Annotated in this window: 22 protein-coding genes, 1 tRNA gene and 2 pseudogenes; 15 read left to right on the top strand and 10 right to left on the bottom strand. The window is 70.1% G+C overall.

The window, feature by feature from the left end; genetic code table 11:
* Nucleotides 1-159: 159 nt before the first annotated feature.
* Together ACQP04_RS02125 and ACQP04_RS02120 are read left to right on the top strand one after the other, a co-directional pair.
* Nucleotides 160-358 (top strand): annotated as a pseudogene (locus ACQP04_RS02125) (transposase); the annotation flags it as partial.
* The gene (locus ACQP04_RS02120) at nt 313-996 is read left to right on the top strand and encodes an IS5 family transposase (protein ID WP_433505395.1); all 684 of its coding nucleotides are present in this window, start codon (nt 313-315) and stop codon (nt 994-996) included. The pseudogene ACQP04_RS02125 and the gene ACQP04_RS02120, both read left to right, overlap by 46 nt.
* Before the next feature lie 17 nt (nt 997-1,013).
* Here the strand turns inward: ACQP04_RS02120 and ACQP04_RS02115 are convergent, their stop codons facing one another.
* The 3 genes from ACQP04_RS02115 to ACQP04_RS02105 all read right to left on the bottom strand — a co-directional run bounded on the left by ACQP04_RS02115 (nt 1,014) and on the right by ACQP04_RS02105 (nt 4,012).
* Nucleotides 1,014-2,075, bottom strand: coding sequence for a zinc-binding dehydrogenase (locus ACQP04_RS02115; RefSeq protein WP_433505394.1), 1,062 nt, complete (start codon nt 2,073-2,075; stop codon nt 1,014-1,016).
* A gap of 74 nt (nt 2,076-2,149) precedes the next feature.
* The gene (locus ACQP04_RS02110; protein ID WP_433505393.1) at nt 2,150-3,211 is read right to left on the bottom strand and encodes an alpha/beta fold hydrolase; all 1,062 of its coding nucleotides are present in this window, start codon (nt 3,209-3,211) and stop codon (nt 2,150-2,152) included.
* A 33-nt stretch (nt 3,212-3,244) separates the two neighbouring features.
* Nucleotides 3,245-4,012, bottom strand: coding sequence for an SDR family NAD(P)-dependent oxidoreductase (locus ACQP04_RS02105; RefSeq protein WP_433505392.1), 768 nt, complete (start codon nt 4,010-4,012; stop codon nt 3,245-3,247).
* A gap of 175 nt (nt 4,013-4,187) precedes the next feature.
* Here ACQP04_RS02105 and ACQP04_RS02100 point away from each other — a divergent pair, with 175 nt between their 5' ends.
* From ACQP04_RS02100 to ACQP04_RS02090, 3 genes are all read left to right on the top strand, one after another.
* Nucleotides 4,188-5,978 (top strand): sigma-54-dependent Fis family transcriptional regulator, encoded by a 1,791-nt coding sequence (locus ACQP04_RS02100; RefSeq protein WP_433508279.1) that lies wholly within the window; start codon nt 4,188-4,190, stop codon nt 5,976-5,978.
* Between the two features lie 95 nt (nt 5,979-6,073).
* The gene (locus tag ACQP04_RS02095; protein ID WP_433505391.1) at nt 6,074-7,723 is read left to right on the top strand and encodes a flavin-containing monooxygenase; all 1,650 of its coding nucleotides are present in this window, start codon (nt 6,074-6,076) and stop codon (nt 7,721-7,723) included.
* Nucleotides 7,724-7,840: 117 nt separating this feature from the next.
* Nucleotides 7,841-8,605 (top strand): helix-turn-helix domain-containing protein, encoded by a 765-nt coding sequence (locus tag ACQP04_RS02090; RefSeq protein WP_433505390.1) that lies wholly within the window; start codon nt 7,841-7,843, stop codon nt 8,603-8,605.
* A 169-nt stretch (nt 8,606-8,774) separates the two neighbouring features.
* Here ACQP04_RS02090 and ACQP04_RS02085 read toward each other — a convergent pair whose 3' ends face one another.
* Nucleotides 8,775-9,530, bottom strand: a complete 756-nt coding sequence (locus ACQP04_RS02085; RefSeq protein WP_433505389.1) for a GAF and ANTAR domain-containing protein — start codon at nt 9,528-9,530, stop codon at nt 8,775-8,777.
* A gap of 28 nt (nt 9,531-9,558) precedes the next feature.
* Nucleotides 9,559-10,269, bottom strand: coding sequence for a GAF and ANTAR domain-containing protein (locus tag ACQP04_RS02080; protein WP_433505388.1), 711 nt, complete (start codon nt 10,267-10,269; stop codon nt 9,559-9,561).
* Nucleotides 10,270-10,590: 321 nt separating this feature from the next.
* Here ACQP04_RS02080 and ACQP04_RS02075 point away from each other — a divergent pair, with 321 nt between their 5' ends.
* The gene (locus ACQP04_RS02075; protein ID WP_433505387.1) at nt 10,591-11,391 is read left to right on the top strand and encodes a sensor histidine kinase; all 801 of its coding nucleotides are present in this window, start codon (nt 10,591-10,593) and stop codon (nt 11,389-11,391) included.
* 578 nt (nt 11,392-11,969) lie between these two features.
* Here ACQP04_RS02075 and ACQP04_RS02070 read toward each other — a convergent pair.
* A complete protein-coding gene (locus ACQP04_RS02070) occupies nt 11,970-13,226 on the bottom strand; it encodes an IS701 family transposase (protein ID WP_433508278.1) in 1,257 nt (418 codons plus the stop codon).
* A gap of 489 nt (nt 13,227-13,715) precedes the next feature.
* Here ACQP04_RS02070 and ACQP04_RS02065 point away from each other — a divergent pair, with 489 nt between their 5' ends.
* Nucleotides 13,716-14,363, top strand: a complete 648-nt coding sequence (locus tag ACQP04_RS02065; RefSeq protein ID WP_433505386.1) for a hypothetical protein — start codon at nt 13,716-13,718, stop codon at nt 14,361-14,363.
* A gap of 113 nt (nt 14,364-14,476) precedes the next feature.
* Here ACQP04_RS02065 and ACQP04_RS02060 read toward each other — a convergent pair whose 3' ends face one another.
* Nucleotides 14,477-16,039 (bottom strand): AAA family ATPase, encoded by a 1,563-nt coding sequence (locus ACQP04_RS02060; protein ID WP_433505385.1) that lies wholly within the window; start codon nt 16,037-16,039, stop codon nt 14,477-14,479.
* A 388-nt stretch (nt 16,040-16,427) separates the two neighbouring features.
* Here ACQP04_RS02060 and ACQP04_RS02055 point away from each other — a divergent pair, with 388 nt between their 5' ends.
* Together ACQP04_RS02055 and ACQP04_RS02050 are read left to right on the top strand one after the other, a co-directional pair.
* Nucleotides 16,428-17,126, top strand: a complete 699-nt coding sequence (locus ACQP04_RS02055) for a helix-turn-helix domain-containing protein (RefSeq protein WP_433505384.1) — start codon at nt 16,428-16,430, stop codon at nt 17,124-17,126.
* A pseudogene (locus ACQP04_RS02050) lies at nt 17,123-18,319 on the top strand (tyrosine-type recombinase/integrase); the annotation flags it as partial. The gene ACQP04_RS02055 and the pseudogene ACQP04_RS02050, both read left to right, overlap by 4 nt.
* A gap of 200 nt (nt 18,320-18,519) precedes the next feature.
* Here ACQP04_RS02050 and ACQP04_RS02045 read toward each other — a convergent pair.
* Nucleotides 18,520-18,592: transfer RNA gene (locus tag ACQP04_RS02045), tRNA-Lys, on the bottom strand.
* A gap of 82 nt (nt 18,593-18,674) precedes the next feature.
* The gene (locus ACQP04_RS02040) at nt 18,675-18,878 is read right to left on the bottom strand and encodes a hypothetical protein (RefSeq protein ID WP_433505383.1); all 204 of its coding nucleotides are present in this window, start codon (nt 18,876-18,878) and stop codon (nt 18,675-18,677) included.
* Nucleotides 18,879-19,046: 168 nt separating this feature from the next.
* Between ACQP04_RS02040 and dusB the strand changes: the two genes are divergently transcribed.
* The 6 genes from dusB to phoU (ACQP04_RS02010) all read left to right on the top strand — a co-directional run bounded on the left by dusB (nt 19,047) and on the right by phoU (ACQP04_RS02010) (nt 25,890).
* The gene (dusB, locus tag ACQP04_RS02035) at nt 19,047-20,207 is read left to right on the top strand and encodes a tRNA dihydrouridine synthase DusB (protein WP_433505382.1); all 1,161 of its coding nucleotides are present in this window, start codon (nt 19,047-19,049) and stop codon (nt 20,205-20,207) included.
* Nucleotides 20,208-20,343: 136 nt separating this feature from the next.
* Nucleotides 20,344-21,177 (top strand): GGDEF domain-containing protein, encoded by an 834-nt coding sequence (locus ACQP04_RS02030; protein WP_433505381.1) that lies wholly within the window; start codon nt 20,344-20,346, stop codon nt 21,175-21,177.
* Nucleotides 21,178-21,625: 448 nt separating this feature from the next.
* A complete protein-coding gene (locus tag ACQP04_RS02025) occupies nt 21,626-24,166 on the top strand; it encodes an LCP family protein (RefSeq protein ID WP_433505380.1) in 2,541 nt (846 codons plus the stop codon).
* A gap of 75 nt (nt 24,167-24,241) precedes the next feature.
* Nucleotides 24,242-24,898, top strand: coding sequence for a phosphate signaling complex protein PhoU (gene phoU, locus ACQP04_RS02020; RefSeq protein WP_037049540.1), 657 nt, complete (start codon nt 24,242-24,244; stop codon nt 24,896-24,898).
* Nucleotides 24,899-24,946: 48 nt separating this feature from the next.
* The gene (locus ACQP04_RS02015) at nt 24,947-25,156 is read left to right on the top strand and encodes a dodecin (RefSeq protein WP_433505379.1); all 210 of its coding nucleotides are present in this window, start codon (nt 24,947-24,949) and stop codon (nt 25,154-25,156) included.
* Nucleotides 25,157-25,230: 74 nt separating this feature from the next.
* Nucleotides 25,231-25,890, top strand: a complete 660-nt coding sequence (gene phoU / locus ACQP04_RS02010) for a phosphate signaling complex protein PhoU (protein ID WP_433505378.1) — start codon at nt 25,231-25,233, stop codon at nt 25,888-25,890.
* A gap of 64 nt (nt 25,891-25,954) precedes the next feature.
* Here phoU (ACQP04_RS02010) and pstB read toward each other — a convergent pair whose 3' ends face one another.
* Nucleotides 25,955-26,734: a phosphate ABC transporter ATP-binding protein PstB gene (pstB, locus tag ACQP04_RS02005; RefSeq protein ID WP_433505377.1), complete on the bottom strand. Its 780-nt coding sequence runs from the start codon at nt 26,732-26,734 to the stop codon at nt 25,955-25,957.
* Nucleotides 26,735-26,739: the final 5 nt, after the last annotated feature.

Below are 26,739 nucleotides of genomic sequence, written 5' to 3'. Positions count from 1 at the left end.
GCTCGTCGCCGGGGACCGGGGCGACCTCAACAAGAAAGTATACCCGTGGCAGCCGGCAGGAAACTGCAATTGCGCGGACCGACGCCGGTCTCAGAGCGTGTTTGAGAAGGGTCGGCGTGTCTGCGTCGTGTTCGGCCGGGCGTGGTCCATCGTCGACGGGTGGCTCGGCGTAGGCGGCGGTATCCCTCGGACACCAGTGACGCCCAGTGGGCGTTGATCGAGCCGCTGCTCCCGGCGGCGGGTCGGGGGGCGGCCGGAGAAGCACCCGCGCCGTGACGTGGTCGACGCGATCCTCTACGTGGTGCGGGCAGGGTGTGCGTGGCGGGCTCTGCCTGCGGACTTCCCGCCGTGGCAGACGTGTACTGGTACTTCAACCGGTGGGAGCAGCAGAAGGTCACCGAGAAGATCCTCCCCGTCGTGCGCGGACAGCTGCGCGCCGAGGAGGGCCGAGACCCCGAGCCGAGCGCCGGCATCCTCGACTCCCAGAGTGTGCGCGGCGCCGACACCGTCGGGCTGGACTCGCGTGGCTATGACGCCGGGAAGAAGGTCAACGGGCGGAAGCGGTTCATCGTCACCGACACCCTCGGCCTGCTGCTCACCACGATGGTGTGCTCGGCGTCGGTGCAGGACCGCGACGGCGCCAAGTCGATCCTGCTCGACCTCTACCTACGCACCAGGGTGCGGTTCGTCTTCGCCGACGCCGGGTTCGCGGGACGCCTGCTCGACTGGGCGAACACCATTCTGCGCACCACGGTCGAGGTCGTGCGTAAGCCCGCGGACCAGCGGGGATTCGCCGTGCTGCCGCGACGGTGGGCGGTCGAGCGGACCTTGGCCTGGCTGACCGCGCACCGCCGTCTGGCCCGGGACTACGAACGCCACCCCGCCATCTCCGAGGCCATGATCCGCTGGGCCGCGATCAACACCATCACCCGCCGCATCGCCCGCGGCACACCCGCCACGCGACAGCAGAAGTACATCTTCACGCCCTCAGCTTGATCTTCTCAATCAGGCTCTCAGTAGGTGATCAACGGCTTGATCACGCCGTCCCGCTTGTCGCGCATGACCGCGAACGCCTCCTCCGCGTCACCCATCGCGAAGCGGTGGGTGGTCATCGGGGTCGGGTCGACCTTGTCGGTTGCGAGGAGGCGCATGAGCCGCTCCATCCGGTCTCGCCCGCCAGGGCACAGGTCGGTGGTGATCTGCTTGCCGGCCATACCCAGCCCGAAGGCGTCGAGGGGGATGGTCAGGGTGGGGCCGCCTTCGCCGTGGTAGCCGAGGTTGGAGATCGTGCCTCCGGCCCGAGTCGCGCGGAGGCAGCCCTCAAAGGTGGCCTGCGACCCGAGCGCTTCGATGGCCGAGTCGACGCCGCCGCCCGTGATCTCGACGATTTGTTCGGCGGCGTTGCCGTCGGACGGGTCGATCACGATGTCGGCGCCGAACTGCTTGGCCAGCGCGGCGCGGTCGGGCCGGCCCTCGACGGCGATGATGAGCCCGGCACCGAGGAGTTTGGCGCCCATGGTGGCGGAGAGCCCAACCGCTCCTTGGGCGAAGACGGCGACGGTGCCGCCGAGGGGGATGTGGGCGTTCTCCGCGCCGACGAAGCCGGTGGAGAGCATGTCGCAGGCGTAGACGGCGACTTCGTCGGCGAGCTCGCCGGGGATGGGGGCGAGGTTGTAGTCGGCGTCGTTGACGTGGAAGTACTCGGCGAGGTTGCCGTCTTTCTGTGCGGTGTAGCGGTAGCCGCCGAGCGGGCCACCGCATTGTGAGGTGAATCCGCGCTGGCAGTAGTCGCAGGTGCCGTCGGGGGTGACGGCGTTGACGGCGACCCGGTCGCCGACCTGGACCGAGGTGACGCCGTCGCCGATCTCGTACACGACGCCGACGCTCTCGTGACCGAGCAACCGTCCGGCGGGAACGGGCAGGACGCCGGCGACGGTGTGGACGTCGGAGGTACAGATCAGGGAGGCGGTGGTGCGGACGACGGCCTCACCGGGCCCGGCGGTGGGGATGTCGCGCTCGACGAGCCCGACCTGTCCGTCGCCGAGGAACGCGAGGCCTCGCATCGTTGCGGTCATGGGTGTTCCTTTCACATCTGGGGAGGCGGTCGGCGGGCACTCGACAACCCGCCGACCGCCGGTCGGAGCGCCGCTCAGGCCGGGCTGTTAAGCAGCTCGGCGAGGTGCTGGTCGATCTGCGGCATGTAGGTGGGGGCGACGGCGAACAGGCCGAGGTGGCCGAGGATGTCGTCGATCACGCGCAGCTCGGAGTTCTTGATTTTCTCCTGTTCGGCGCGGCAGTCGCGGACCGGGAAGAACATGTCTTCGCTGATCGGCATGACGAACGTCTTCGCGGTGATGCGGCCGAGGGCGGCGTCGAGGTCGCCGCCGGCGTGGCGGGCAACGTCGCCGCGCTGCCACTTCCACGCCATGCACAGCAGGTCGTTGGGGTCCATCGCCGTGAAGTAGGGCTCGAGGAAGCCTTCGACGAAGGCCTCCTTGGAGTCGAACTCCAGTGCCCGCCAGACCTCCTGCTTCCAGAACTCGGTGGAGAAGCCCATCACGGCCCAGATGCCGGCGTGGCGCTTGAGCCCGGCGACGACCTCGGCGTTGGAGCTGTACTCGCCGCCCGCGAAGCCCGGGTCGGAGGTGATCGCCTCGGTGAGGGCCTTGGTGAAAAGGAAGTCGTGCGGGGTGTTCTGCGCGGTGCCCGCGATGGGGGCGGCGCGCTTGACCTTCTCCGGGAAGCGGACGGCCCACTCGTAGGTCTGCTGGGCGCCCATTGAGCCGCCGACGACGGCGTGCAGGGTGTCGATGCCGAAGTGCTCCCGCAGCAGCCGTTCCTGGGCGACGACGTCGTCACCGATGCGCACGTGCGGGAACTTCGACATGGCGATCTCGGCGTTGGGGCCGTCGGCGTTGTGCGGGGAGGTCGACAGCCCGGAGCCGATCTGGTCGGCCACGACGATGAAGTACTTGTCGGGGTCCAGCGCGTGGCCGGGCCCGATGTACTGCTCCCGCCAGATCTGGTGTGTCCCGGAGTACCAGGTCGTCACCAGGATCGCGTTGTCCTTCGCCTCGTTGAGGGTGCCGAAGGTGGCGACGGCGAGCTGGCAGTCCGGGATCGTGCCGCCCTCCTCCAGGTCCAGGCGGCCGACAGGGATCAGGTCGTACTCGCCGTGGAACTCGTGCGAGTAGAAGGGGTTGTCGATCATTTGTGCTCCTCGTCGTTGACGGAGTGGGGGCGGTCAGCGGGCGGTGTAGCCGCCATCGATCACCAGCTCGCTCCCGGTGACCCAGCGGGCTTCATCGGAGGCGAGGTAGACGACGCCCCAGGCGATGTCGTCAGGGGTGCCGGTGCCGCCGAGGGGGTGCAGCGCATCGAGGGCGGTGCGGGCCTCGCCGCGGTCCATCCCGGCCTCGTCGACGTAGCGGTTGACCATGTCGGTGAAGATGAAGCCGGGATGGATGCTGTTGACCCGGATCTTCTCCGGGGCGTAGGTGAGCGCGTCGTTCTTGCTCATCAGCCGCACCGCGCCCTTGGAGGCGTGGTAGGGCGGGATGTCGCCGCCCCCCACGAGGCCGTAGATCGAGGAGATGTTCACGATCGCGCCGCCCCCGGCCTGGCGCAGGTGCGGGATGGCGTGCTTGGTGCATAGAAACACCGCCGTGCAGTTGACGGCCATGACCCGCTCCCACTCCGCGAGCTCGAGCTGGTCCGTCGGCTGGTTGGCGCCTTCCACCCCGGCGTTGTTGACCAGGACGTCGAGCCGGCCGAGCTCGCCGGCCACCTCGCGGATCCGGCCGGCCACCTCGTCCTCCGCTGTGACGTCGCAGGTGCGGAAGATCGCCCGCCCTCCACCAGAGGCAATCTTCTCGGCGACGTCCTGCCCGGCCGGGTCACGGTCGAGAATCGCGACCGCGGCCCCTTCCTCGGACAGTCGTGTGGCGATCGCAGAGCCGAGGCCGTTCGCTCCGCCGGTGACGACGGCGACCTTGCCGCTCAGACGAGACATTGCTGGTTCCTCCTGGCGAGACATGGTCCCGGATACGCTGTGCGGTGGTGGGATCCAGGTCACTGTCGAGGGTGTCCCGGCACTACAACGTGTCCCGTAATGGGACACGTTGCGGCCTTGCCCCTTGCCGCACCATGAACGGCGGGGCACGAGGAGGTGTTGCCTGGTGGCCGAGATGCCTGACCGGCGGTTGTTGTTGGCCTCCGCGCGCGCGGATCTGCTCGACGGTAATGGTGCGCTGGAGTGCCACGGGGTGCCCGATCATGTCGCCGCCTCCTGGCGACGAAGTGTGTCGCACGGTGTGCCCCCGGACGGCGTCCAGAGCCCGTACTTCGCCGAGCTCGACTTCGGATCGCGGCTGGTCCGCTGCGCCCAGCCGGTGATCGATCAGCTGTCCGAACAGATCGCGGACGTGCCGATGTGTGTCGCGTTGACCGACAGCCGGGCCCGGATCGTCGTCCGCCGGGACAGCAGCCAGTGGATCGGCAAGATCCTCGACCGCGTCTACTTCGCCAAGGGCTTCGGTTACGACGAAGGCGCCGTGGGCACCAACGGCGTCGGAACCGTGCTGGAGTTCGGCGAGTCGGTGCACATCGTCGGCGCCGAGCACTTCGTGGACAACCTGCAGTCCTTCGCCTGCGCCGGCGCCCCGGTCCGCGACCCCTTCTCCGGTCGGATCGAGGGCGTGCTCGACATCAGCTGCCTGAGCGACCACTCCACGCCGATCATGCACTCCCTCGTGCGCTCGGCGGCCCAGCGCATCGAGCACAACCTGCTGCTGGACCGCAACGAGGCCCAGCAGGCCCTGTTCGACGTCTACTCCCGCGTCGATTCCCGCACCCGGGACGCCGTCGTCGCTGTCGGCCCGCGCTTCGTCCTGGCCAACACCGCCCTGCAGACCCTGCTCGTCTCAACCGACCAGGAGGCGCTGCACGACCACATCCGGTTCGTGACCCGCCGCCACTCGACCGTCGACGACAAGGTCGACCTGCCCTCCGGGCTGCAGATCCGCCTCCGGGGGTCGACCGTAACGGTCGGCGACGACGTCGCCGGCATGATCGGCATCGTCACCCCTCTGCGCGACGACATCCGGTCGATCTCTCGCGAGCGGTTCACCACGGCTGCTGCCTCGAAGCCGGTTGCTGCGGAACCATCGCGACAGGTCGCGAGCAGCTCACCCGCGTGGCGTGCCGCCGAGACGATCGCATGCAGCGCCCTGGGCGCCGACGAGACGGTTCTGGTCCTCGGCGAACCTGGCAGCGGTCGTTTCACACTTCTCGCCCAGCTGGTCCGCCTCGAGCGGCCAGGGGTTCGCCTGCACCGCATCGAGGCCCAGGACGTCGAGAAGGACCCCTGCGAGATCGGGTGCGTCCTGGCGGAGGCAGACCCGCAGGAGGACCTGTACATCCTGTGCGACGTCGACCAGCTCTGCGGTCGCACGGCGGACGCGATGATGGCCTGCCTGGGCGAGCACAGCTCTGCCCCCGGCCTGCTCGGGGCGACCGCCGGTGTGTCCGCGCGCCCGGACACCGACCAGGGCGCGCTGCTCGCCCTGTTCTGCCAGTCGGCGACCCTTCCGCCGCTGCGGCATCGCACCGGTGACCTCATGGCTCTCGTCCGCTCCATCCTGCACGAGCTCGCGCCCTATCGTGAGCTTCAGGTGTCCCCGGAGGCCTTCCGGGTGCTCGGGCGGTACCGCTGGCCGGGCAACGTCCGGGAGCTGCGCGAGGTGCTGGCCGGCACGGTCGCCCGCCGGCCGGTCGGCGTCATCCAAGCCGAAGACCTCCCCGCCTACTGCCAGAGTGCACCGCGTAGCCCGCTGCGGCAGGTCGACCAGATCGAGCGGGACGCCATCATCGACGCGATCCGGCAGGCCAAGGGCAACCGCAAGGCCGCGGCTGCTGCGCTCGGCTTCTCCCGCTCCACCCTGTACCGGAAGATCCAGCAGTACGGGATCACCGACTGACGTGGCGAACGTGTCCCGCCTTGGGACACGTCGATGGTGTGGGACACCGCACACCATGTCCGTGTTCGCGCACCACCTGGACACGGAAGAGGCACATGACGATGACGTCCACGACCGACACCGCACCCGCATCCGACGGCTCCGCGGTCGACCGCGAACTCGACGCCGTTGTGCTCGGCGCCGGGGTCGCCGGGCTCTACCAGCTCCACCAGCTGCGCGAGCAGGGCCTGCGGGTCCGGGCCTACGAGGCCGGCAGCGACGTGGGCGGGACCTGGTACTGGAACCGCTACCCCGGCGCGCGGTTCGACTCCGAGGCCTACATCTACCAGTACCTGTTCTCCGAGCAGCTCTACACGGACTGGAGCTGGAGCGAGAAGTTCCCCGGCCAGCCCGAGATCGAGCAGTGGCTGCACTACGTCACCGACCGGCTGAACCTGCGCGAGGACATCCAGTTCTCCACCCGGATCGTGAGCGCCCACTACGACGAGGACCGCGGCCGCTGGACCATCCGCACCGACCGCGGCGAGACCATCGACACGCAGTTCTTCGTCACCTGCGCCGGCATGCTCTCCGCGCCGATGGACAACATGTTCGACGGCCAGGACAGCTTCCAGGGACCGATCTTCCACACCTCGCGCTGGCCGAAGGAGGCGGTCGACCTCGCCGGGAAGCGGGTCGGCGTCGTCGGGGTCGGGGCCACCGGCATCCAGGTCATCCAGACCATCGCGAGCCAGGTCGAGCACCTCACGGTCTTCGCCCGCACCCCGCAGTACGTGCTGCCGATGAAGAACCCGAAGTACGGCGAGACCGAGCAGCGCTGGTACAAGAGCCGCTTCCAGGAGCTCCGCTCGACCATCCCGCACACGTTCACCGGGTTCGAGTACGACTTCGAGCACGCCTGGGCCGACTGCACCCCCGAGCAGCGCCAGGAGATCCTCGAGGAGATCTACCAGGACGGGTCGCTCAAGCTGTGGCTGGCGAGCTTCGGCGAGATGTTCTTCGTCGAGGAGGTCAGCGAGGCGGTCTCGGAGTTCGTCCGCGACAAGATGCGCGCGCGGCTCGAGGACCAGCACCTGATCGACGTCCTCGTGCCCACCGACTACGGCTTCGGCACCCACCGCGTCCCGCTCGAGACCAACTACCTCGAGGTCTACCACCGGGAGAACGTCGAGCTGGTCGGGGTGAAGGACAACCCGATCGCCCGGATCCGGCCCGAGGGCGTCGAGCTCGCCGACGGCAGCGTCCACGAGCTCGACGTGATCATCCTGGCCACCGGATTCGACGCCGGCACCGGCGCGCTGACCCGCATCGACATCCGCGGCCGCGAGGGCCGGTCACTGACCGAGGACTGGGGCCGCGACATCCGCACCACGATGGGCCTGATGGTCCACGGCTACCCCAACATGCTCACCACCGCCGTGCCGCTCGCCCCGTCCGCGGCGCTGTGCAACATGACCACCTGCCTGCAGCAGCAGACCGAGTGGATCACCGACACCATCCGGACGCTGCGTGAGCAGGGCAGGACCGTGATCGAGCCGACCGAGGCCGGCGAGGAGGCCTGGATCGCCCACCACGAGGAGGTCGCCTCCGCCACGCTGGTCCCGAAGACGCACTCCTGGTACCTGGGCTCCAACGTCCCCGGCAAGCCCCGCCGGCTGCTGTCCTACATCGGCGGCGTCGGGCAGTACCGGCAGAAGTGCGACGAAGAGGCCGCTGCCGGCTACCCGAAGTTCCGCATCGCGTAGCGCCCGGTCTCGCAGCCAACGGAGCCGACCTTCCCGACGGGCCGCTTGGGAGGGTCGGCTCCGGCGGTCAACCGCTACCAAGCCGTTCGTCGCCTATGCATGGAAGGAGTTGCGCTCATGGCGAGCACAGAGCAGCGCGCCGCAGATGACAGTCTGAAGTCGTCGTTCGCTCGGCTCGACCCCGTCACCGCACCGGCAACCGCAAACCCGACCGGTACGAGGACCACGCCGCGGCGGCGACCCTCCATGGCGCTACTCGTCGCGTCGGCAGCGAGACCGAGCCCGAGGCTTCCCGAGTACGAGGTCCGCGCCCGGCTCACGGTGAACACCGCTCGAGATGCCTGCCTCGCCTTTCGCGACCAGCAGTTCGACATCGCGCTCGTCCACATCGGCCCGGCCGCCCGGGATTACGTCTGGGCTGTCGACGCGTACCGAAGGATCCAGCTCACCGCCCCGACATGCCCGATCGTGCTGTGGGGCATAGGAGTGGAGCCCTGGATGGCAGAGGCGGCCCTTGACGTGGGTGTACGTGCGGTCCTTGATGGACCCGCTCCGGCCGACCTGGCTGCGGCCGTTCGAGTGGTCAGGCGTGGGGGCGTCGTCATCGACGTCGGCCCCGACTGCGCGCCGCTGTCGACGGCCACCGGCCCGGCACCGTCAGGGGCGGAGCCCATGCGCGGCAAGAAACAGGACCTACTCACCGAGCAGCAGCGCGAGGTCCTCCGCCTCGTATCGCAGGGCCTACGCAACGAGGAGATCGCCGAACGGCTCGACGTCGCGCTCTCTACGGTCAAGTTCCACATCCGATCGATCTTGACCAGGCTGCAGGCTGCCAACCGTGCGGAAGCGGTTTACCTGGGCGCGCAGCTGAGCTTGTGTTGAAGCGAACCGCAGGAACCTGCTACAGCCACTTGTGCGTGCTCGCCGGGAACCTACCGGGTTGCCGAGCGGGTCTCCCTGTCCAATGGCATCGCAACGTCGTCGGCCACACCCTGCACGTCTTCTTGTTCCTTACTACTGCAGATAAGACGTGACCTTCTCAAACACGCTCTCAGTCGGGTGGGCTCGGGTCGGCTGTGATCCCGGCGGGATCGAGCTCTCGCCGGACGATCTGGCTGGCGACGACCGCGAGCTTCCCATTGTGACTTCGCGCGTACGAGCGCAGACGCTCGAACGCTACCTCGACGCTGACGCCCAGCTGTTGGCTCAGCACGCCTTTGGCCTGTTCGATGGTTACCCTGCTGGTCAGCGCCATTTGCAGCTGCTCGTTGACCACCTCGGCACGACGGATCGCCCGTTCCTGGAGGATGCCGATCGTGGCCACGTCGGCCAGGGCCTGGCCGAGGGCGAGGTCGCCCTCGGGCAGCGAGCCCGGCTCGCGGTCGAACAGATTCAACGCGCCGATCGCCTGCCCCCGCAGGCGCAAGGGAAGGGCGTGCACGGCCCGGAACTGTCCGCGCTCGGCGACCGCGGCCACGAACCGCGGCCAACGAGCCGCCGCGCCGGTCAGGTCCGCAACGCTGACCGGCGTCGCGCTCTGGAAGCAGTCGAGGCAGGGCCCCTCGTCGCTTTGCAGCTGCAGGAGCTCCATCAGCTCGGCCGCCTCGCTGGAGGCCGCGACGACCCGCAGCTCCCGGCGGGCGTCCCCGAGCACGATCCCGGCGGCCTCGGCGGGCAACAGGTCCACGCAGAAGCCGATCAGACGATCCAGAAGATCGATGGCGTCGTAGTCGGCGACCATGGTGTCGGCCAGCACCACGAACGCATGGCTGGCCGACCGCTCGCGATCGGCAGGCAACGAACTCATGACCGACACCCCTCACATCCCGCCACCGCTACTGCACATCCTCGAGGAAGCTGACCCGGCGAGCCACCACGTCACGGGCGACGTCGATGAGCAGGCGCCCCTGGACGAACGCATGGGCACGTAGGCGGGCCAACGCTTCCGGGGCCGTGACCCCGAGCTGCACCAGCACCATGCCCGTGGCCTGGTGGATCTCGGCCCTGCTCGCGACACCGCCATCCAGCCAGCCGCCCCCGCCGGGGTCGGTGCGCTGCCCCAACATCATCAACGCCGCGACATCCGCGGCGCCGAACGCGTCGCGGCGCTCACCGTCGGTCAACCCACCCGGATCGCGCCGGTGCAGATCCAGAACGCCCAGGTTGATCGCGCCCCACTGCAGGGGCAGCGCGAACAGGGCCCGGGCCTCGGTCTGCTCCATCACGGCCGCGGCGAACGCCGGCCACCGCGCCGTGTCGGTGGAATCCTGCACGTCCGGCACCAGGACCGGGTCGCCGGTCAGCGCAGCCTCCACACACGGTCCTTCGTTCAGGGTGAACTGCAGGTCTTCCAACAGCTGCGCGGTCCGATCGGTAGCCGACAGCGTCTCGCGGGCGTCGGTCACCGTGAGCACCGAGATCGACGCGCCGTCGACGTCAAGCCCGTTCACGCACGCCCCGCAGATCGTCCTCGCCAGACCACGGTCATCCGAGCCGTCTCGGGCAAAACCCAACAAGACCCGGGTCACAACCCCCAGCTCAGGCACCCGGCCCGCACCTTCCCGGCGCCGCGCGCAGCCGACCGATCACGCGCCACCTCCCGTCGTCCGATGAAAGCGGGACAGGGGCACGACGGGGACCAGATCGAGCACCAAGCCAAGGCCGCAAACCCTACTCCCCGGGGGCCGTCATAGCGCTCCCCGGCCGATATGCCCGTGCAGGTTCCCTGTAGCCGACCGAAGAGACCCGCGTTCCGGTCGGTGTCGTGCTTCCCCATGGCTGCGGTTGCCGCTTCACGGTGGGAGGAGTAGACATTCAGGCAGCCCTGGACCTCGGCCGCGACACAGCACCGACGGCGAGTTGTCGTCGTGTCCACTCTGTCGCCGACGGATCGAGGGCAGATGATCGCGGGCAGCAGTCCGGCGGTACCACCGTGTGGTGCAACAGGCGGCTCGCTCCGCAGCGTTACACCCGAGCAAGCTCCGCCGGCACCATCCCGGCGCCTGGGTAACGGAGTTGCGCAGGATCCCGCAGCCACCGCCGGGAGCGGCGCTGACTTCGACGAGCGCGACCGGATCGCCGCCGAGTTGTCCAACAACATCGTCCATCGCTTGTTCGCGGCCGGGCTGTCCCTCAACAGCGCCGCATCCCGGTTGCGGACCTCGACCACCGTGCACGCGACTTCCCTCACCGCCGGCCACATCGACGACGCCATCCGCATACTCGACGAGACGATCAACGAGATCCGCACGATCCTCTTTCCCCCTACCGAGCGGCGCCTCGCAGAAGGAGATGACCTGCTGCGCAGGCTGCAGGCCATCATCACGGATATGGCCGCCGTACTGGGTTTTCCGCCCTCCGTGTTCCTGGCCGCCGCACTCGGCGGCTTCGTCCCGCAGGAGCTGGGCAACGACCTCGTCATCGCGTTACGGGAGTCCCTGGCCAACGTCGTGCGGCACGCCTGCGCGCGATCCGTCTCAATCAGCGTCGAGGTGACCCCTGGCCGCCTCACCCTTGAGGTCACGGACGATGGCGTCGGAATCAGCACGAAGACCCGGAACCGTGGACTCCGCGAAATGCGGCAACGTGCCGAGCATCACAGCGGCTCCTTTTCGATCAGCACTTCTGATTGTGGGGGTACACGAGTGGTCTGGTCAGTCCCCATGTGATCCGTGGCGCGACGTCGTTCCTGGACGGGTCGGAGTGGGAGGGCACCTTCAACCATCCAGGGTCCGGGGCCACTGGGGGCTCATCGTGGCGCCCCCATCGCGCCCCGGTGGCCGGTGGCGGCCGGGCCCCGAAAGCCTGGGGCCCGGCCGCCCGCAATGTCGACGCTGCAGAAGCAGCAGCTCAACCACGCTCAGGTGCTCGGCGTGGACGGCGGGCTCGGCTCGTCGACAAACACGCGTCGGCCAGATCCGCCGCCGCCAGCCCCTGCCCAGCGGCGGTGGAGGCGACCTTAGCCCGGGGCTAAGACGACATTTCAGAAGTCCAGGCACCCGTGGCTCAGGCGATGCCGTGGGGTACAGATCCGCTGGCAGAAGGACTGGTCGCCCTGCTGGCGATCTTGCTTCCCAGACTTCTGCAATGACGTCTAAAGATCCTCCTCCGGTCTCGACTAGTACTCCAGCCGCAGTTCGTTAGGTTTGTCGTTCGCGTCGGCGGTAGTGGGCTTGGCGGGCTCGGTGTTGGTGTCGTCGTCGCCAGGTGGACCAGGCCCATCGCAGGGTGTGGGCGGGGATGTGGGTCAGAGGTGCCAGGAGACGTCGGATCTCGGCGAGGGTGAGCGGGATGAGGCCGCTACCAGGTCTTTTGGGGCGATGGCCGCGGTGACCGAGAGGTAGGCGTGGGCGAGGAGGGCGAGGGTGATGTGCCGGTACCAGGCGTCGTAGCGGCGGACCTGGTACTGGTCGAGGCCGACTTCGTTCTTCGCGGTCTGGAAGCATTCCTCGATGGCCCAGCGGGTGCCGGCGACCCGGATCAGGTCGGCGTCGGTGGTGCCCGGTGGGCCGGCGCACAGGTAGTAGGCCAGCTCCGGCTCCGCGCCGGCCTGGGTCTGCTCATCGGTGAGGATCTGGCGGCGCACCAGCAGCCATCGGCCCAACCCGGCGGGGGCGTTCTCGGGCGGATACAGCGAGGCCACGGCCCAGTCGTAGAACCGTTCCCCCTTCACCCCCGGACCGGCTGAGCGGCGCTTCCAGGCCCGGTCGGGAGCGCGGGCGACCAGGTCGTCGGCCCGTCGTGAGCCGCCGATCTGGGAGATGTCGGCGTCCAGGGACACCGGGCTGGACAACGGGATGGACTGGTTTCGGGGGACCGCGACGACGTAGCCGATCCGGCGCTGCTCGCACCAGGAGCGAAACTTGTAGTCCTGCCCGTAGGCCTCGTCCGCCGCTACGAAGCCCGCCGGAACTCCGGCATCGAGGGCACGGCCGAGCATGTCCTTGGCCAGGGCGGTCTTGGTGGCGAACTCGACCTCGTCGGGCACCGCCGCCTCCCGGCAGCGTTCCCGATCGCCGGTCCACGACTTCGGCAGGTAGAGCTCGCGGTCGATCAGAGTGCGGCCCTTCCCGGTGGCGTAGGCCAAAAACACCCCGAGCTGGCAGTTCTCCACCCGCCCCGCGGTGCCCGAGTACTGGCGCTGCACCCCGGCGGACTTGGTGCCCTTCTTGAGAAACCCGGTCTCGTCGACGATCAGCACCCCGCCCGGCTCGCCGAGGTGGGAGACCACGTAGTCCCGCACGTCGTCACGGACTCCGTCGGCGTCCCAGGCGGCGGCGTTGAGGAGCCGCTGCATCCCATCCGGGGTCGAATCACCGGCGACCTCGGCCAGCGTCCACCCGTTCTTCCCGGCCAGCGGGGCCAGCAACCCCCGCACATACGCCCGCGCCCGCCGCCGCGGCTCCGCACGGAAGAACCGGCCCGCCACCAGCCCGAACAACCCGTCCAGGCCACCGGCCCACGCCTCGAGATCCTCCGACGACTCCACAAGATCGAACCCTATTGGAAGATCCCATAACGAACTGCGGCTGGAGTACTAGACCGTAGCGATCACCACCGACAGTTCCGGGCGCCGGAAGCCCTCGCCGGGCGGCAGATCAACAGGATGGCGACCCGTTCCGTGCCATCCCGACGACCTCCCGGAGGGCTACCACGCGGCCACCCGTGGGCGGAGCTGGCGTAGCTCGGCCGGCGGTTGGCATCGAGGGCCGCCCACGGACGTCCGCGTGGTCGGGCTGCGCCAGGTCGACGGGATGGCACTCAGCGAGCAGGGGAGTGCGCGGCGAGGCATTAGGAAGGCATCACGAGCCCTGGCACGGCCCGCTACGAGCGAGTACCCAACAGCACGTCAACCAGCGAGAACGGTCCTGGCTGGCCCTTGTCGGCAGGCGGGAACCGCGTTCACACCGAAGCGCTCGCTCGGTCGCCGTAACGCGAAGATCAACCAGCGCGAGCTTCCGGTGACAGTGAGTGAGAGCCGGAGGACTCCCCGTTGGCACGACGGATCGGCGGCAAGGGTGGCGGGAGCGACAAGGGCAGCGGCGGCGGTACTCCTCTCGCTATCGCCCTCGGCGTAGCCCTTTTGGCCAGCGCCGGCGGCGCGACCGCGATCGGGAGCGCCACATCCTCCGGTGGTGCATCAGTCTCAGCCGGTGGCGGTTCCGGGGCACGGAGCGGGTCGCGGGTCGGCAGCAGGAACTCGACCGCGGCGGAAGCACGCATCGTCCGGCAGGGCGTGCGCCTGACCGGGAAGGTCACGGACGACTCCGCGGATTGCGTGGCCAACTCCTACGGCCAGGTCCAGGACTTCTTTCGCCGCACTGCCTGCACGGGGCTCCATCGCGCCTACTTCGAGCTGCGCGACCAGAAAGGCGACACCGCCATCGTCGCAGTGTCCTGGGTCGAGATGCCCGACGAGACGAGCGCTCGTGCGCTCAAGCAGCTCATGGACACCAGCGGCACCGGCAACGTGACGGAGCTGTCTCGGAACCGCGGCAGGTACCGCACGGTTAGCTATACCGGCGACGCCTACGCCTCCCGACGCGACGGGCCGGTCGTCATCAACGCCCAGGCCGAGCCCGTGGCCCGCGGGTGGGCAGGGCTCGCCCTCACCAGCATCGCCACCAACGCCGCGCAGTAGGCCGCGCCTGGACATGACCGCGACGCCCGGGGCGCTCCTGGTCAAGGCGACAACATGACAAGCCGACGTGCGCGCACGTGTTCTTGTCATGATGGCGTCTTCCCTGGTCACCTCTACGTGGGGTTGTCGTCTTGCCGCCTTGGTGCGGTATCGAGCGTCCAGGTCCAGCCGGTTGCGGTTCGGTGGGTGGACACGTGCGCGCGTTTGCGGGCGCGCTGCAGCAGGCGTTCGTTGAAGCCGTCCGCTTTGGCTGCCCGAAGGATCTCACCAGCGCCCGCGGAGCCGGCGCGCTTCTCGTCGGAGAGGTAGCCGAGCAGCCATGTCACCGCCTCGGCGATCAGGGAGCGGTCTTCTCCCTCGGGGCCAACCGCGAGGAGCTCCTCCGCGCGTTGCGGTGTTTCGCCGTGCCACTCGACGCGTGCCACCTGTGTGGGGCCGTCCGGCGTGTCCACCGCCGCGGGAACGAGGCTGACGGCGAGCGATGCGGCATCCCCTGGCGCGAGGTTCGCCTTCGTCGAGGAGATGACCAGCTGGTGGGTGTCCTCGTCCCGAGCCACCGCCAGGACCGAGCGCGCCACCTGCGACCACGCGATCGAGCCCAGGATCAACTTGCCAGTGTCCGCCGACTCCCGCTTCCCGAAGTGCACGATGCCCACGATCGCGGCACCCGTGTCCGCCGCAAGCTTGGAGATCGGCTCCAGCCCGCGCCGCATCTGGCGGTCTCGATCACCGTCCAGCGTGCTGTCGATGACCGACGTCGCGGCGTCGAGCACCACCAGGGCAGCCCCGAGGTCGTCGATCTCCTCTGCCAGCAATCGGGTGTCGTGAGGCAGGACCAGCGGCGCCTCGTCGTCGGTCGGTGACACAGCGTCCAAGAAGACAACCCGTTCGAGATCGGCCCCGGCGGCCACCAGGCGCGGGACGATCGTGCTGTCCCTCGCGTCCTCCGAGTTGACGTAGATGACAGGGCGGGGCTCGCCGAGGAACTCCCCGGCGAGCTCGCCCCGCGTGACCTGCGCGACCAGGTCCACGGCAACCGTCGACTTCCCGAGCCCTTCTCGGCCGGCCAACAGCGTCAACCCGCCGAGCACAATCCGGTTCTGCCACAGCCACCGCAGCCGGCGCATCGTCACTTCGGAAGCCGGCGTCCGACGGAGTCGCCGCCCCCGACCAGACCGCCCACCGCCGGCGACCTCGTCGAGGAACTCATGCGCCCGACCGACCAGGTCCTCGTCGACGTCGCCCGGCAGCGCGTAGGCAAGCTGGGACATCCTCGTCGCCGCCGCCACCAGTCGGCGCCGCATCGCCTTGTCCGCGACGATCTCGGCGTAATACGCCACGTTCGACGGCGTGGGGACGCTCCCCATGCAGTCGATCAAGTACGGCGCGCCACCCAACTGATGCAGACGATCTCCAAGGTGCGCAGCCAACGAGATCGCATCAACCGGACGACCCGCCTCACGCATCCTCAGCATCTCGCGGAAGAGCTCCGCGTGGGCCGGACGGTAGAAGTCCTCCGGAGACACGAGCTCGGCCGCCTCGTCCAGCACAGCTGCGTGATGAAGCACCGCCCCGATCACGGCTCGTTCAGCGCCCAGGTCAGCAGGTGGCAGCCGCTCCGGCGGAGGCGCATCCGCGAACCCAGTTGTCACCTGCCCGGCCCCGTCCGTCGGCATAAGGGCTCATGCCACACCCTGCGCACCGCTGCCCCCACCCGCCGGATCGTCGGTGCCCCGAGCCCGGTCAACCTCTCCGACGGCCTTCAACAAGTCAGCCCGTCGGACTCGATACGTCCGGCCCAGCCGCAGGACCGGCACGGGGAAGGTCCCCGCCCTCACCATCTCGTGCGTCTTCGTCCGGCCCAGCCCGAAAGCCCGTCCAGCCGTCACCACGTCGACCACGACGGGCAATCCACAAAGCTCAGTGATCGACATGCCGCGCGCATCCTGTGTCGCCATCTCACGATCCCCCGATCCGAGAGTTACAGCTGTGTCACTCGATCAACGTGACAGGCTGTGTCGCCACTTGTCAAGCGGGGGGCGGATGCCGCTATCCTGTGTCGCGATGACACGCGAGGCTGAGTGGGAGAAGGAGCTTGTTCGGACCGTCGCCGACGAGGTGCGGCGCTACCGGAACAAGCGGCGCCTGAGCGCCCAGCAACTCTCCGAGCGTTGCCGCGAGATCGGCTACGACATACCGAGGTCGGTACTCGCGAACCTCGAGTCCTACCGACGCAAATCCGTGTCACTGGCCGAGCTGCTCGTACTGGCCGAGGCCCTCGAGGTTCCGCCTGTCCTTCTCATCAGTCGCTTCGGCCAGACAGACCTCATCGAGATCCTGCCCGATCGCAGTGTTCACCCGTGGCATGCCATCGAGTGGGTTTCCGGCGATAAGCAGCTACCAGAGTCCGAGCACGAGAACCGCTCGTCGTTCGGCCTCATCTACTCGTTCAAGCTCTTCCTCAAGCACCTCGACAGATTCGATCGCGCCGTCAAGTATTGGCAGGCCATCAAGAAGCGCGAGATCAAGCGCAGAGAGACCGAAACAGTCGCCCAGCACATACGTGATCTCGCGAACGCGGAAGATGATGTCCACCTCAGCCGCGAGGCCGTCCGGAATGCCGAGTGGTTCCTGCGGAGCAGGGCAGAACAGGCCGGCACCATCCCCGAGGCGCTGACCTCCTACCTCCCTGACCGTGTAGACCGCTACGACATCCTCCAGGAACGCGCGGAGCAGTACGAGATGTTCGAGGATCGCAGGTGAACAGGGGCGCGATCTCGAAGCGTTGTGCCTGCACAGAAGTCGTCGATGGGCGCCGACGTCAGCTCGGTGCACGCTGCCCAAAACTCAAGCGCGCAGACGGGAGTTGGAACCCGAGACATGGGCGGTGGGGCTTCACGCTGACCGTTCCCGGCCGAAGCGGGAAGCCACACCAATTGCGTCACTGGAAGTGGGATACCCGCCAGGAGGCAGAAGCCGCTCTCGATGCCGCAAGGACGCGCTATCGAAACGGATCAGGTCGAATCGGGCTCCAGCTTGGCACATATCTTTATGAGTGGATCGCAGCAAGGACCGACCTTGCAGACACCTCCCACCGAAGTTATGCCGGCCATATTCGGAACCATCTCGTGCCGCGGCTCGGACATATCAAGCTCGACGATCTACGAGTCGCACACGTAGCCGAGGCCTTCGCCGAGATCCCGGTGAGCGATTCGACCCGTCAACGAGTCCGCGCCACCCTGCGGGCAGCTCTCAACGACGCCATGCGCGAGAGCCTGATCCCCTCGAATCCCGCCGCCCTGGTTCGACTCCCAAGTGGGAAACGTCCGAAGGCACTCATCTGGACCGAGGAACGCGTCTCCCGCTGGTCGGCTGCGTGCGCCGCGCTCGCCGCCTGCGAACTTGACGAACCTGACCGAGAACGGCTCGAGGAAGCGTGCCAACCGCCCTCGCCGGTGATGGTCTGGACGCCAACACAGCTGGGCGCCTTCCTCGACCACGCCCACCACGACCGCCTCTACGCCCTCTGGCACGTCGTCGCTCACCGTGGCCTCCGCCGTGGTGAGGCGTGCGGCCTTGCCTGGGAGGACGTGGACCTGTCCGCAGGCCTGATGGCGATCCGACGGCAGCTGGTCCAGAACGGGTGGCAGGTCATCGAGAGCAGACCGAAGTCGGAGGCCGGCAACAGGTTCATCGCCCTCGATGCCGGCACCGTGGCCGCGCTGCAGGCACACAAGGAGCAGCAAGACCGAGAGCGGGCCGTCTGGGGCGAGGCCTATCAAGAGTCCGGCCGCGTCTTCACCAAGGAGAACGGCGAGGCGCTGCACCCGGCCTGGGTTACGGCGCGCTTCCATCACCTCGCCGAGGAGATCGGCCTACCGCCCGTGCGGCTACACGACCTGCGTCACGGCGCTGCCTCCCTCATGCTCGCGGCGGGGGTGCCGATGAAGGTCGTCCAGGAGACCCTCGGCCACAGCTCGGTAACGCTCACTGCCGACACCTACACGTCGGTCTTCCACGAGGTGGCGGCGAGTGCGGCCGAGGCGGTCGCCGCCCTGATCCCACGAGCCCGAGCCGGATCCGCCACGCACAGACCACGCACACACTCGGCCAAACGCGATCATCCCGAGGTACGATCTCCCCAGGTAGAAGGGGGTGGGCCCCGTGAGGATCGAACTCACAACCCGCGGATTAAAAGTCCGCTGCTCTGCCGATTGAGCTAGAGGCCCTGGCCGGATCCCGGGGAGCTGCCCAGGTCGACCGCGGTCGAGCGTACTGGGCGCAGGTGCCGGCCGGGGATCGAAGGGCACCTCATGCGCAGAGCGGGGTCGCGCCGGCGGTGGGGCGGTACTCGACGACCATCCCGCCGGTCTCGAAGTGGGCGAGGCCGTCGGACACCAGGGTCATCACGCCCGTCACGTAGCCGAGCGCGCCGCCCCCGTCGAACGGATCATGGCCGGCGTCCCAGGAGCGCGAGTCGAAGGTCGTGTACCGCCCACCGCAGTGTGCGTGCACCGGAATCACCGTGCGCGAGGGAGCCGGGCCGGGTGCGGCGGGTTCGGGCGGCACAGAGGAGGCCGAGCAGGCGGCCGACAGCGCCGGACCGAGGCCGACGACCGTCGTCCGGATCACCCTCCCCCTCATCCCACACCGTCGCGACACGCACGTGGACAATGGGATCCCGTGACACTGCTGGACACCCCCGAGAGCACCGCCCGCCCGGTGCTGCCGCCGCTGCGCATCGGCCGCCACGAGGTGGCGACGCCGGTCGTGCTGGCGCCGATGGCGGGCATCACGAACCCGGGGTTCCGGCGGCTGTGCCGCGAGCAGGGGGCGGGCTTCTACGTCTGCGAGATGATCACCTCGCGCGGGCTGGTCGAGAAGAACCCGCTGACCTTCCGCATGATCGCGTTCGACCCGGACGAGCAGCCGCGCTCCATGCAGCTCTACGGCGTGGACCCGGCGGCGATGGGGCAGGCCGTGCGGATGATCGTCGAGCGCGACCTCGCCGACCACATCGACATGAACTTCGGCTGCCCGGTCCCGAAGGTCACTCGACGGGGCGGCGGGGCGGCGCTGCCGTTCAAGCGGCGGCTGTTCGAGCGGATCGTGAAGGCGGCCGTCGACAACGCCGGCGACCTGCCCGTGACCGTCAAGATGCGGATCGGCATCGACGACGGGCACCACACCTACCTCGAGGCCGGCCGGATCGCGGCCCAGGCCGGGGTCGCGGCCGTCGCGCTGCACGCCCGGACCGCGGCGCAGCGCTACTCGGGGCACGCCGACTGGTCCGCGATCTCGCGCCTGCGCGACCACCTGCCCGCCGGGCTCCCCGTGCTGGGCAACGGCGACATCTTCAGTGCCGACGACGCGCTCGCCATGGTCCGCGAGACCGGGTGCGACGGCGTCGTCGTCGGGCGGGGGTGCCTCGGCCGGCCGTGGCTGTTCGGCGACCTCGAGGCCGCCTTCGCCGGGCGCCCGCTGCCCACGCCGCCGAACCTGCGGCAGGTCGCGGCCACGCTGCGTCGGCACGCCGTGCTGCTGTGCGAGCACATGGGTGACCACAAGGGCATCCGGGACGTCCGCAAGCACATCGCCTGGTACCTCAAGGGCTTCGCGGTCGGCGGCGACCTGCGGCGCAGCCTCGGCATGGTCGAGAGCATCGACCAGCTCGACGAGCTCCTCGCCCAGCTCGACCTCGACCAGGAGTTCCCCGCCGACGCCGAGGGCCCGCGCGGGCGGCAGGGTTCACCGGGCAAGGTCGTCCTGCCCGAACACTGGCTCGACGACGCCGACGACCCCTCCGTGCCCTTCGGCGCGGAGCTGGAGCACTCCGGCGGGTGACGTCGCGCGCCGACGCCCTGTGGATCATCTTTCGCCCGGTCGGGTGGAGTGGGACGCGAACGGGTAGGAACGTCCCGTCCGTCTCAAGAACCACACGCGTCACGACGACGATAGGGGCAGCAGGGGGGTGATCGGGATGGACGGCAGGGCAGCGGTGCGGACGTTGGTGCACGACGCGCCGATGGTCACGGACACCCCGCCGGCGTCCCCGCGCAACCGCGCGGCCCTGCACACCGCCGCCGCCGAGCGCCTCGCCGCCGAGGGTGCCTGGGAGCAGGCCTACGGCCACCTCCACGCGGCGCTGCGCCTCCTGCACGGCGACGAGCCCCTGCCCGACGCGCACGACGAGCTCGACCGCCTCCGCCGCGAGCACGCCGAGGCCCGCGAGCAGAGCCGCCGGGACAGCCTCACCGCGAGCTACAACCGCCGCTACCTCGACGAGCGACTCGCCGCCCTGCTGGCCGACCTCGACGGCACGCCCTTCCGGACCACCGGGCTGTGCCTCGCGCTGGTCGACATCGACCACTTCAAGCTGGTCAACGACACCCACGGGCACCTGTTCGGCGACCGCGTCCTGCAACGCATGGTGACCGAGCTCGACGCCGCGCTGCCCGAGGGCGGCTTCTGCGCCCGCTACGGCGGCGAGGAGTTCGCGCTGGTCCTGCCCGGCCGCGACCTGGCCCAGGCGGTGGAGATCAGCGAGCAGGCGCGGGACCGCATCGCCCGGCACGACTGGTCCGACCTGCACCCCGACCTGCGGGTCACCGTGAGCATCGGGGTGGCGCACGCCGCGGGGCGGATCGCCGAGGTCGAACGCCTGATCGGCGAGGCCGACATGCTCCTCTACACGGCCAAGGAGGCGGGGCGCAACGCCGTGGCCTACCGGACCGCGCGCGGCGGCCGGGTGCGGCTCGCCGGGCCGGCCGGGGCGCGCCGGTCCATACCCCAGCCGGTTCGCACGACCGGCTGACCCTCCGCCGGTCGGAGCATTGCGGCTCCGTAAACTCGACGGCCGGGGCGGACACTGCCGGTGACGGCTACTCCGCCCTTCCCGCTGTCGGTGGGCCGGAGGTGACGTGCAGGACGAGGACGACCGGCGGTCGCGGGGTTCCCGCGCGGGCCGGCGTGCCCGGGGGGACGGGCCTCCCCCTGCGGACGACGTCCTCGCCCGGCTCGGCATCCGCGCCACCGAAGAACCCGAGCCTGCCCCGTGGGTGGACGAGACCTCCCGGCGCGAGCGCCGCGCCCCTGAGGGATCGGGCGTTGACGGGTACGACCCTGCCTCGACGAACGGCCGGCCGCGGAACGGCACCGCCCCGAGCCCGTCCTGGCCGGGACAGCCCGGCGGGTACGAGCAGGCCGGGACCGGCCATGCCGGACGCCGGGCCGCCGACGACGGGACCGGCCAAGGCCCCGATGTGGCGGATCGGAACGGCTACGGACGCAGCGGCGCAGGACAGAACGGTCCGGGATACAACGGCGGTGCCCCGGGCGCTCCCGGGCCGAACGGCCCCGGCCGGAACGGCGCGGGACAGAGCGGGTACGGCCCGCCCGGCGCCACGCAGAGCATCCCCACGCCGAACACCGCCGCCCAGAACACCGGGCCGAACGGCCCCGGGCAGAACCGAGCCCCGCACCACACCGGGCCGAACGCCTTCGAGCAGCACGGCGCCGCGCCGGGCACCGCCGGGCCGAGCGGCCACGGGCGGCGCAGCGCCCCGCCGAACACCGGGCCGAACGGGTTCCGGCAGAGCGGCGCCGCCCCGAACAGCTCCGGGCCCAACGTCGGCACGCGACACACCCTCGGGCAGAACCGCTCGCGGGAGAACGGCGCGCTGCAGAACGGCGCCGGGCAGGGCAGTGTCGGGCAGGGCGGTGTCGGGCAGGGCGGTGTCGGGCAGGGCGGCTACGGCCGTACCGCTGACCGCCCAGGAGGCGGCGGGCAGGCCCAGGACCCGCGAACCGCAGGGCCGGCGGCAGGGAATCCCGGCGACCGACGGACGGATGCCCGACCCGCCCCGTCGAGCGCCGACCCGCGGGACGCGGCCCGGCACCGCCCCGACACCTCCGACGCCGCAGCCACAACGGGGATCCGCCCCGGCGGGCCGCGCCGCCCCTCCGACCCCGCGACGAGCACCGTCGGCCTCCCGACCGGCCCCGCCGGTGCACCGCCCCGAACCCCGAACGCCGGCGGCCGGCCGCCGGCGCAGGACTCCGCACCCCAGCACAGCCCTGCACGCCGACCCGGCGCCGCGGCACCACCGCAGCCGGACGAGGCCGGAGGGACGACCGCCTCCCCCACCACCCGCCTCCGCGCCCGTACGGGCTCCCCGGACACCCCCGGCCGTGCCCTGCGCGCCCCCCGCGGCGACGACACCGCGCTCGTTTCCCCTGTCGGGGACGAGACCGATGACGACGGCGACGCCCTCGCCGACCGCACCCGCGCGATCGACGCGAGCCTCACCCGTCTGACCGCCGCCCACGCCGGCGTCACCCTGGACGACGACGAGGACGGCGAGGAGGACGAGGAGGAGGCCCCCCGCGCCCGTCGCGCGGACCGTCGGGCCACCACGGACACCCCGCCGAAGCCGCCGTCCCGCCTCGCCCTGGCCGGCCGGATCACCGCGGCCGCGCTGGCGGTCCTGACCTTCCTCGGCGTCGCGCTGAGCTGGGGCGCCACCCGCTGGATGGACTCGACCATCCGCTCGGTCGCCGCCCTCGACCCCGAGTCCGGGGTGATCGACGCCGCGGGCCAGGCCGGCGACGACAACGTCCTGGTCCTCGGCACCGCCTCCGGCAGCTCGGGCACACCGGCGGCCACGGACGAGCGGACGGACACGCTGATGCTCGCGCACGTCGCGGCCGACGGGGACCGGGTCGTCGGCGTCTCGTTCCCGATGGACCTGGAGATCAACCGACCGCCCTGCCCGCGCTGGGACCCCGCGGCCGCCACCTACCTCGACGAGACCGTCCCCGCCGAGACCCGCACCGCGCTGTCGTCGGCCTACACGGTGGGCGGGCCGCGGTGCCTGGTCCGCACCGTCCAGCAGCTCACCGGGATGTCCGTGACCCGGTTCGTCGCGCTGGACCTGCCCGGCATCGCCGGCATGGTCGACGCGATCGGCGGCGTCGACGTGTGCGTCGGACAGCCCGTCGAGGACCGCACGCTCGGCACCGTGGTCCCGCGGGCCGGCACCACTCGGCTCGACGGGACCCAGGCCGTCCGGTTCGCCGAGGCCGCCGCGGTGCCGACCGACCCCTCCCCCGCGCTGGGCCAGCTGCAACGCCAGCAACAGCTGCTCGCGGCCACCTTCCGCGAGGCCCTTTCCGCCTCGACCCTGCTCTCTCCCACTACGACCCGGGACTTCGCCGCCGCCCTGGGCCGCAGCATGCTGGCCGACGACGTCGGCGTGCACGAGATGGTCCGGCTGACCTCGGCGCTCGACCGGCCGTCCGCCGACGGCGTGACCTTCCTGCCGCTGCCCGTCTCCGCCGTGCCGAACACCCGCGGCAACCTGGAGCTGCGCGACACCGAGTCCTCCCGGCTGTTCTCCGCGTTGCGCAAGGGCCAGCCCCTCCCCACCACCACGACGCCGGTGGCGTCCGCCGAGGGACCAAAGCCCGCCGACGTGACGGTCGGTGTGGTCAACGCCGCGGGCCGCGACGGGCTGGGCCGCCAGGTCGGCGACGCACTTCGGTCGCTCGGGTTCGGCGTGGGCGAGGTCGGCAACGCCGCGCAGCCCTCCACCGAGACGGTCCTGCGCTTCTCCCCCGACCGCGCCGACGCCGCCGAGCTGCTCCGCGCGGTCGTCCCCGGCGCCCGGCTCGTCCAGGACCCCGGCAGCACCGGAACCCTCCAGCTGGTCCTCGGCAGCTCGTTCGACGGCACCGTGCGGGCCCCCGTGACCGACGCGGCCGCCCCGGCCGCGCAGACCGCCCCGACCGCCTCCTGCGGCTGACCGCGACCCCGAGCGTTCATCGCCGGTTCACGTCCTGCTGCTGTGCGCCGGATCGCACCCCTTTACCCTCGGACCATGCGCGACGCCTACACGGACCAGCTCGACGAGCTCGGCGACGCCCTCGCCGGAATGTGCGAGGACGTCGCGACGGCCATGGAGAAGGCGACCCGTGCGCTCCTCGACGCGGATCTCCGGCTCGCCGAACAGGTCATCGACGAGGACATCCGGATCGACGAGATCCGGCACTCCGCCGAGGAGAAGGCGTTCGCCCTGCTCGTCCTGCAGGCCCCGGTGGCGACGGACCTGCGGATCGTCGTCTCCGCGATCCACGGCGCCGGCGACATCGAGCGGATGGGCGACCTGGCGCTGCACGTCGCGCAGGCCGCGCGGCGCCGCCACCCCCAGCCGGTGCTGCCGGAGGAGATCGCGCCGTACTTCGCCGAGATGGGCCGGGTCGGCGTCGCACTGGCCCGCAAGGCCGGGGCGGTCATCCGCAGCCGCGACCTCGCGGCCGCCGCCGAGCTCGAGTCGGACGACGACGCGATGGACGACCTGCACAAGCACATGTTCACGGTGCTGATGGACCGGAACTGGGACCACGGCGTGGAGGCGGCGGTCGACGTCACGCTGCTCGCCCGGTTCTACGAGCGCTACGCGGACCACGCCGTCGCCGTCGCGCGGCGGATCGTCTACGTCGTCACCGGGCAGATGCCGGGGCCGCTCGCCGTCTGATCGCCGCTCCCGCGTTTGGGGCGCCCCGTGATCGGGCTACACAGGTGCATGTCGGATCATGTGTACCGCGTCACCGAGATCGTCGGCACCTCGCCCGAGAGCGTCGAAGCGGCGATCCGCAACGGCGTGAGCCGCGCCCACGAGACACTCCGCGGGCTGGACTGGTTCGAGGTCACGGAGATCCGCGGGAACCTGCAGGACGGGGCCGTCGACTACTTCCAGGTCGGGCTGAAGGTGGGCTTCCGCCTCGACCCGTAGGACAGCCAGGCGTTCACCCACCGTTCACGCGGACCCGGCCGTGGTCGTCCGTCCCGTTTTCCTAGGCTGGCCCGGTGGCACGGGAGACCCTGGACGGCAACACCGCCCAGCTGCAGGCGCTGCTCGGCGAGATGGGCGACGCCGTCGTGGTCGCGTTCCGGGCGGCCTGTGCCGCCCTGCTCGACCGGCACCCCCGCCTGGCCCAGCGGGTGATCGAGGGCGACCCGGCCATCGACGACCTGCGGGCGCGGATCGAGGTCCTCGCGACCGAGACCATCACCATCTTCGCGCCGGTCGGACCGGACATGCGGGTGGTCGTGGCCGCCATCCAGTCCGCGCACGAGCTCGAGCGGGTCGGCGACCTCGCCCAGCACATCGCCGAGGCCGCACACCGGCGTGACCCGCTGCCGGCCGTGCCGGACGTCGCCCGCGACCTCGTCGTGGAGCTCAGCGCCCAGGTCACCGCGATGGTGGCCAAGGCGGTCACGGTGCTGCGGACCCGCAACGTCCTCCTCGCCCTCGAGCTCGAGTCCGACGACGACCGGGTGGACGCCCTGCACCGCGACCTGTTCGCCCTGATGTTCGGCGAGCGCTGGACCTGCGGCATCCGCGCCGCCGTCGACCTCACGCTGCTCGCCCGCTTCTACGAGCGCATCGCCGACCACGCCGTGGCCCTCGCGGAGCGCACCGTGTACGTCGTGACCGGGTACCACCCCGAGGCCCTGCAGATCTAGGCCGAGAACGCCGAACGCCGGCGGCATCGCGCACCGCCGGCGTCCGTTCCCGCAGGTCCCCGGCTCAGCCGAACCGGCCGGAGACGTAGTCCTCGGTCGCCTTCTGCTTCGGCTGCGAGAAGATCGTCTTGGTCTCGTCCATCTCGACGAGCTTGCCGGGCTTGCCGGTGCCCTCGATGTTGAAGAAGCCCGTGAAGTCGCTGACCCGCGCCGCCTGCTGCATGTTGTGGGTCACGATGACGATCGTGTAGTCCGTCTTCAGCTCGTTGATCAGGTCCTCGATCGCGAGCGTGGAGATCGGGTCGAGCGCCGAGCAGGGCTCGTCCATGAGCAGCACGTCGGGCTGCACCGCGATCGCGCGGGCGATGCAGAGCCGCTGCTGCTGGCCGCCGGAGAGGCCGGAGCCGGGCTTGTCGAGCCGGTCCTTGACCTCGTTCCACAGGTTGGCACCGCGCAGCGAGCGCTCCACGGTGTCGTCCAGGTCCGCCTTCTTCGACTTCTTGTTGTTCAGCCGCATCCCGGCGATGACGTTGTCGTAGATCGACATCGTGGGGAACGGGTTGGGCCGCTGGAAGACCATGCCGATCTGCCGGCGCACCCCCACCGGGTCGACGCCGGGCCCGTAGAGGTTCTGGCCGTCGAGCTCGAGCCGGCCCTCGACGTGCGCGCCCGGGATGACCTCGTGCATCCGGTTGATGGACCGCAGGAAGGTCGACTTCCCGCAGCCGGACGGCCCGATCAGGGCCGTGACCGTCTGCTTCTTGATCGAGATGTTCACGCCCTCGACCGCGCGGAACGACCCGTAGTAGATGTTCAGGTCCTTGGCGTCGATGTTCTTGCTCATGACGT

It is taken from the genome of Pseudonocardia halophobica, assembly GCF_050948485.1.
GTDB lineage: Bacteria > Actinomycetota > Actinomycetes > Mycobacteriales > Pseudonocardiaceae > Pseudonocardia > Pseudonocardia halophobica.
This window is presented reverse-complemented; position numbering and strand designations above follow the sequence as displayed.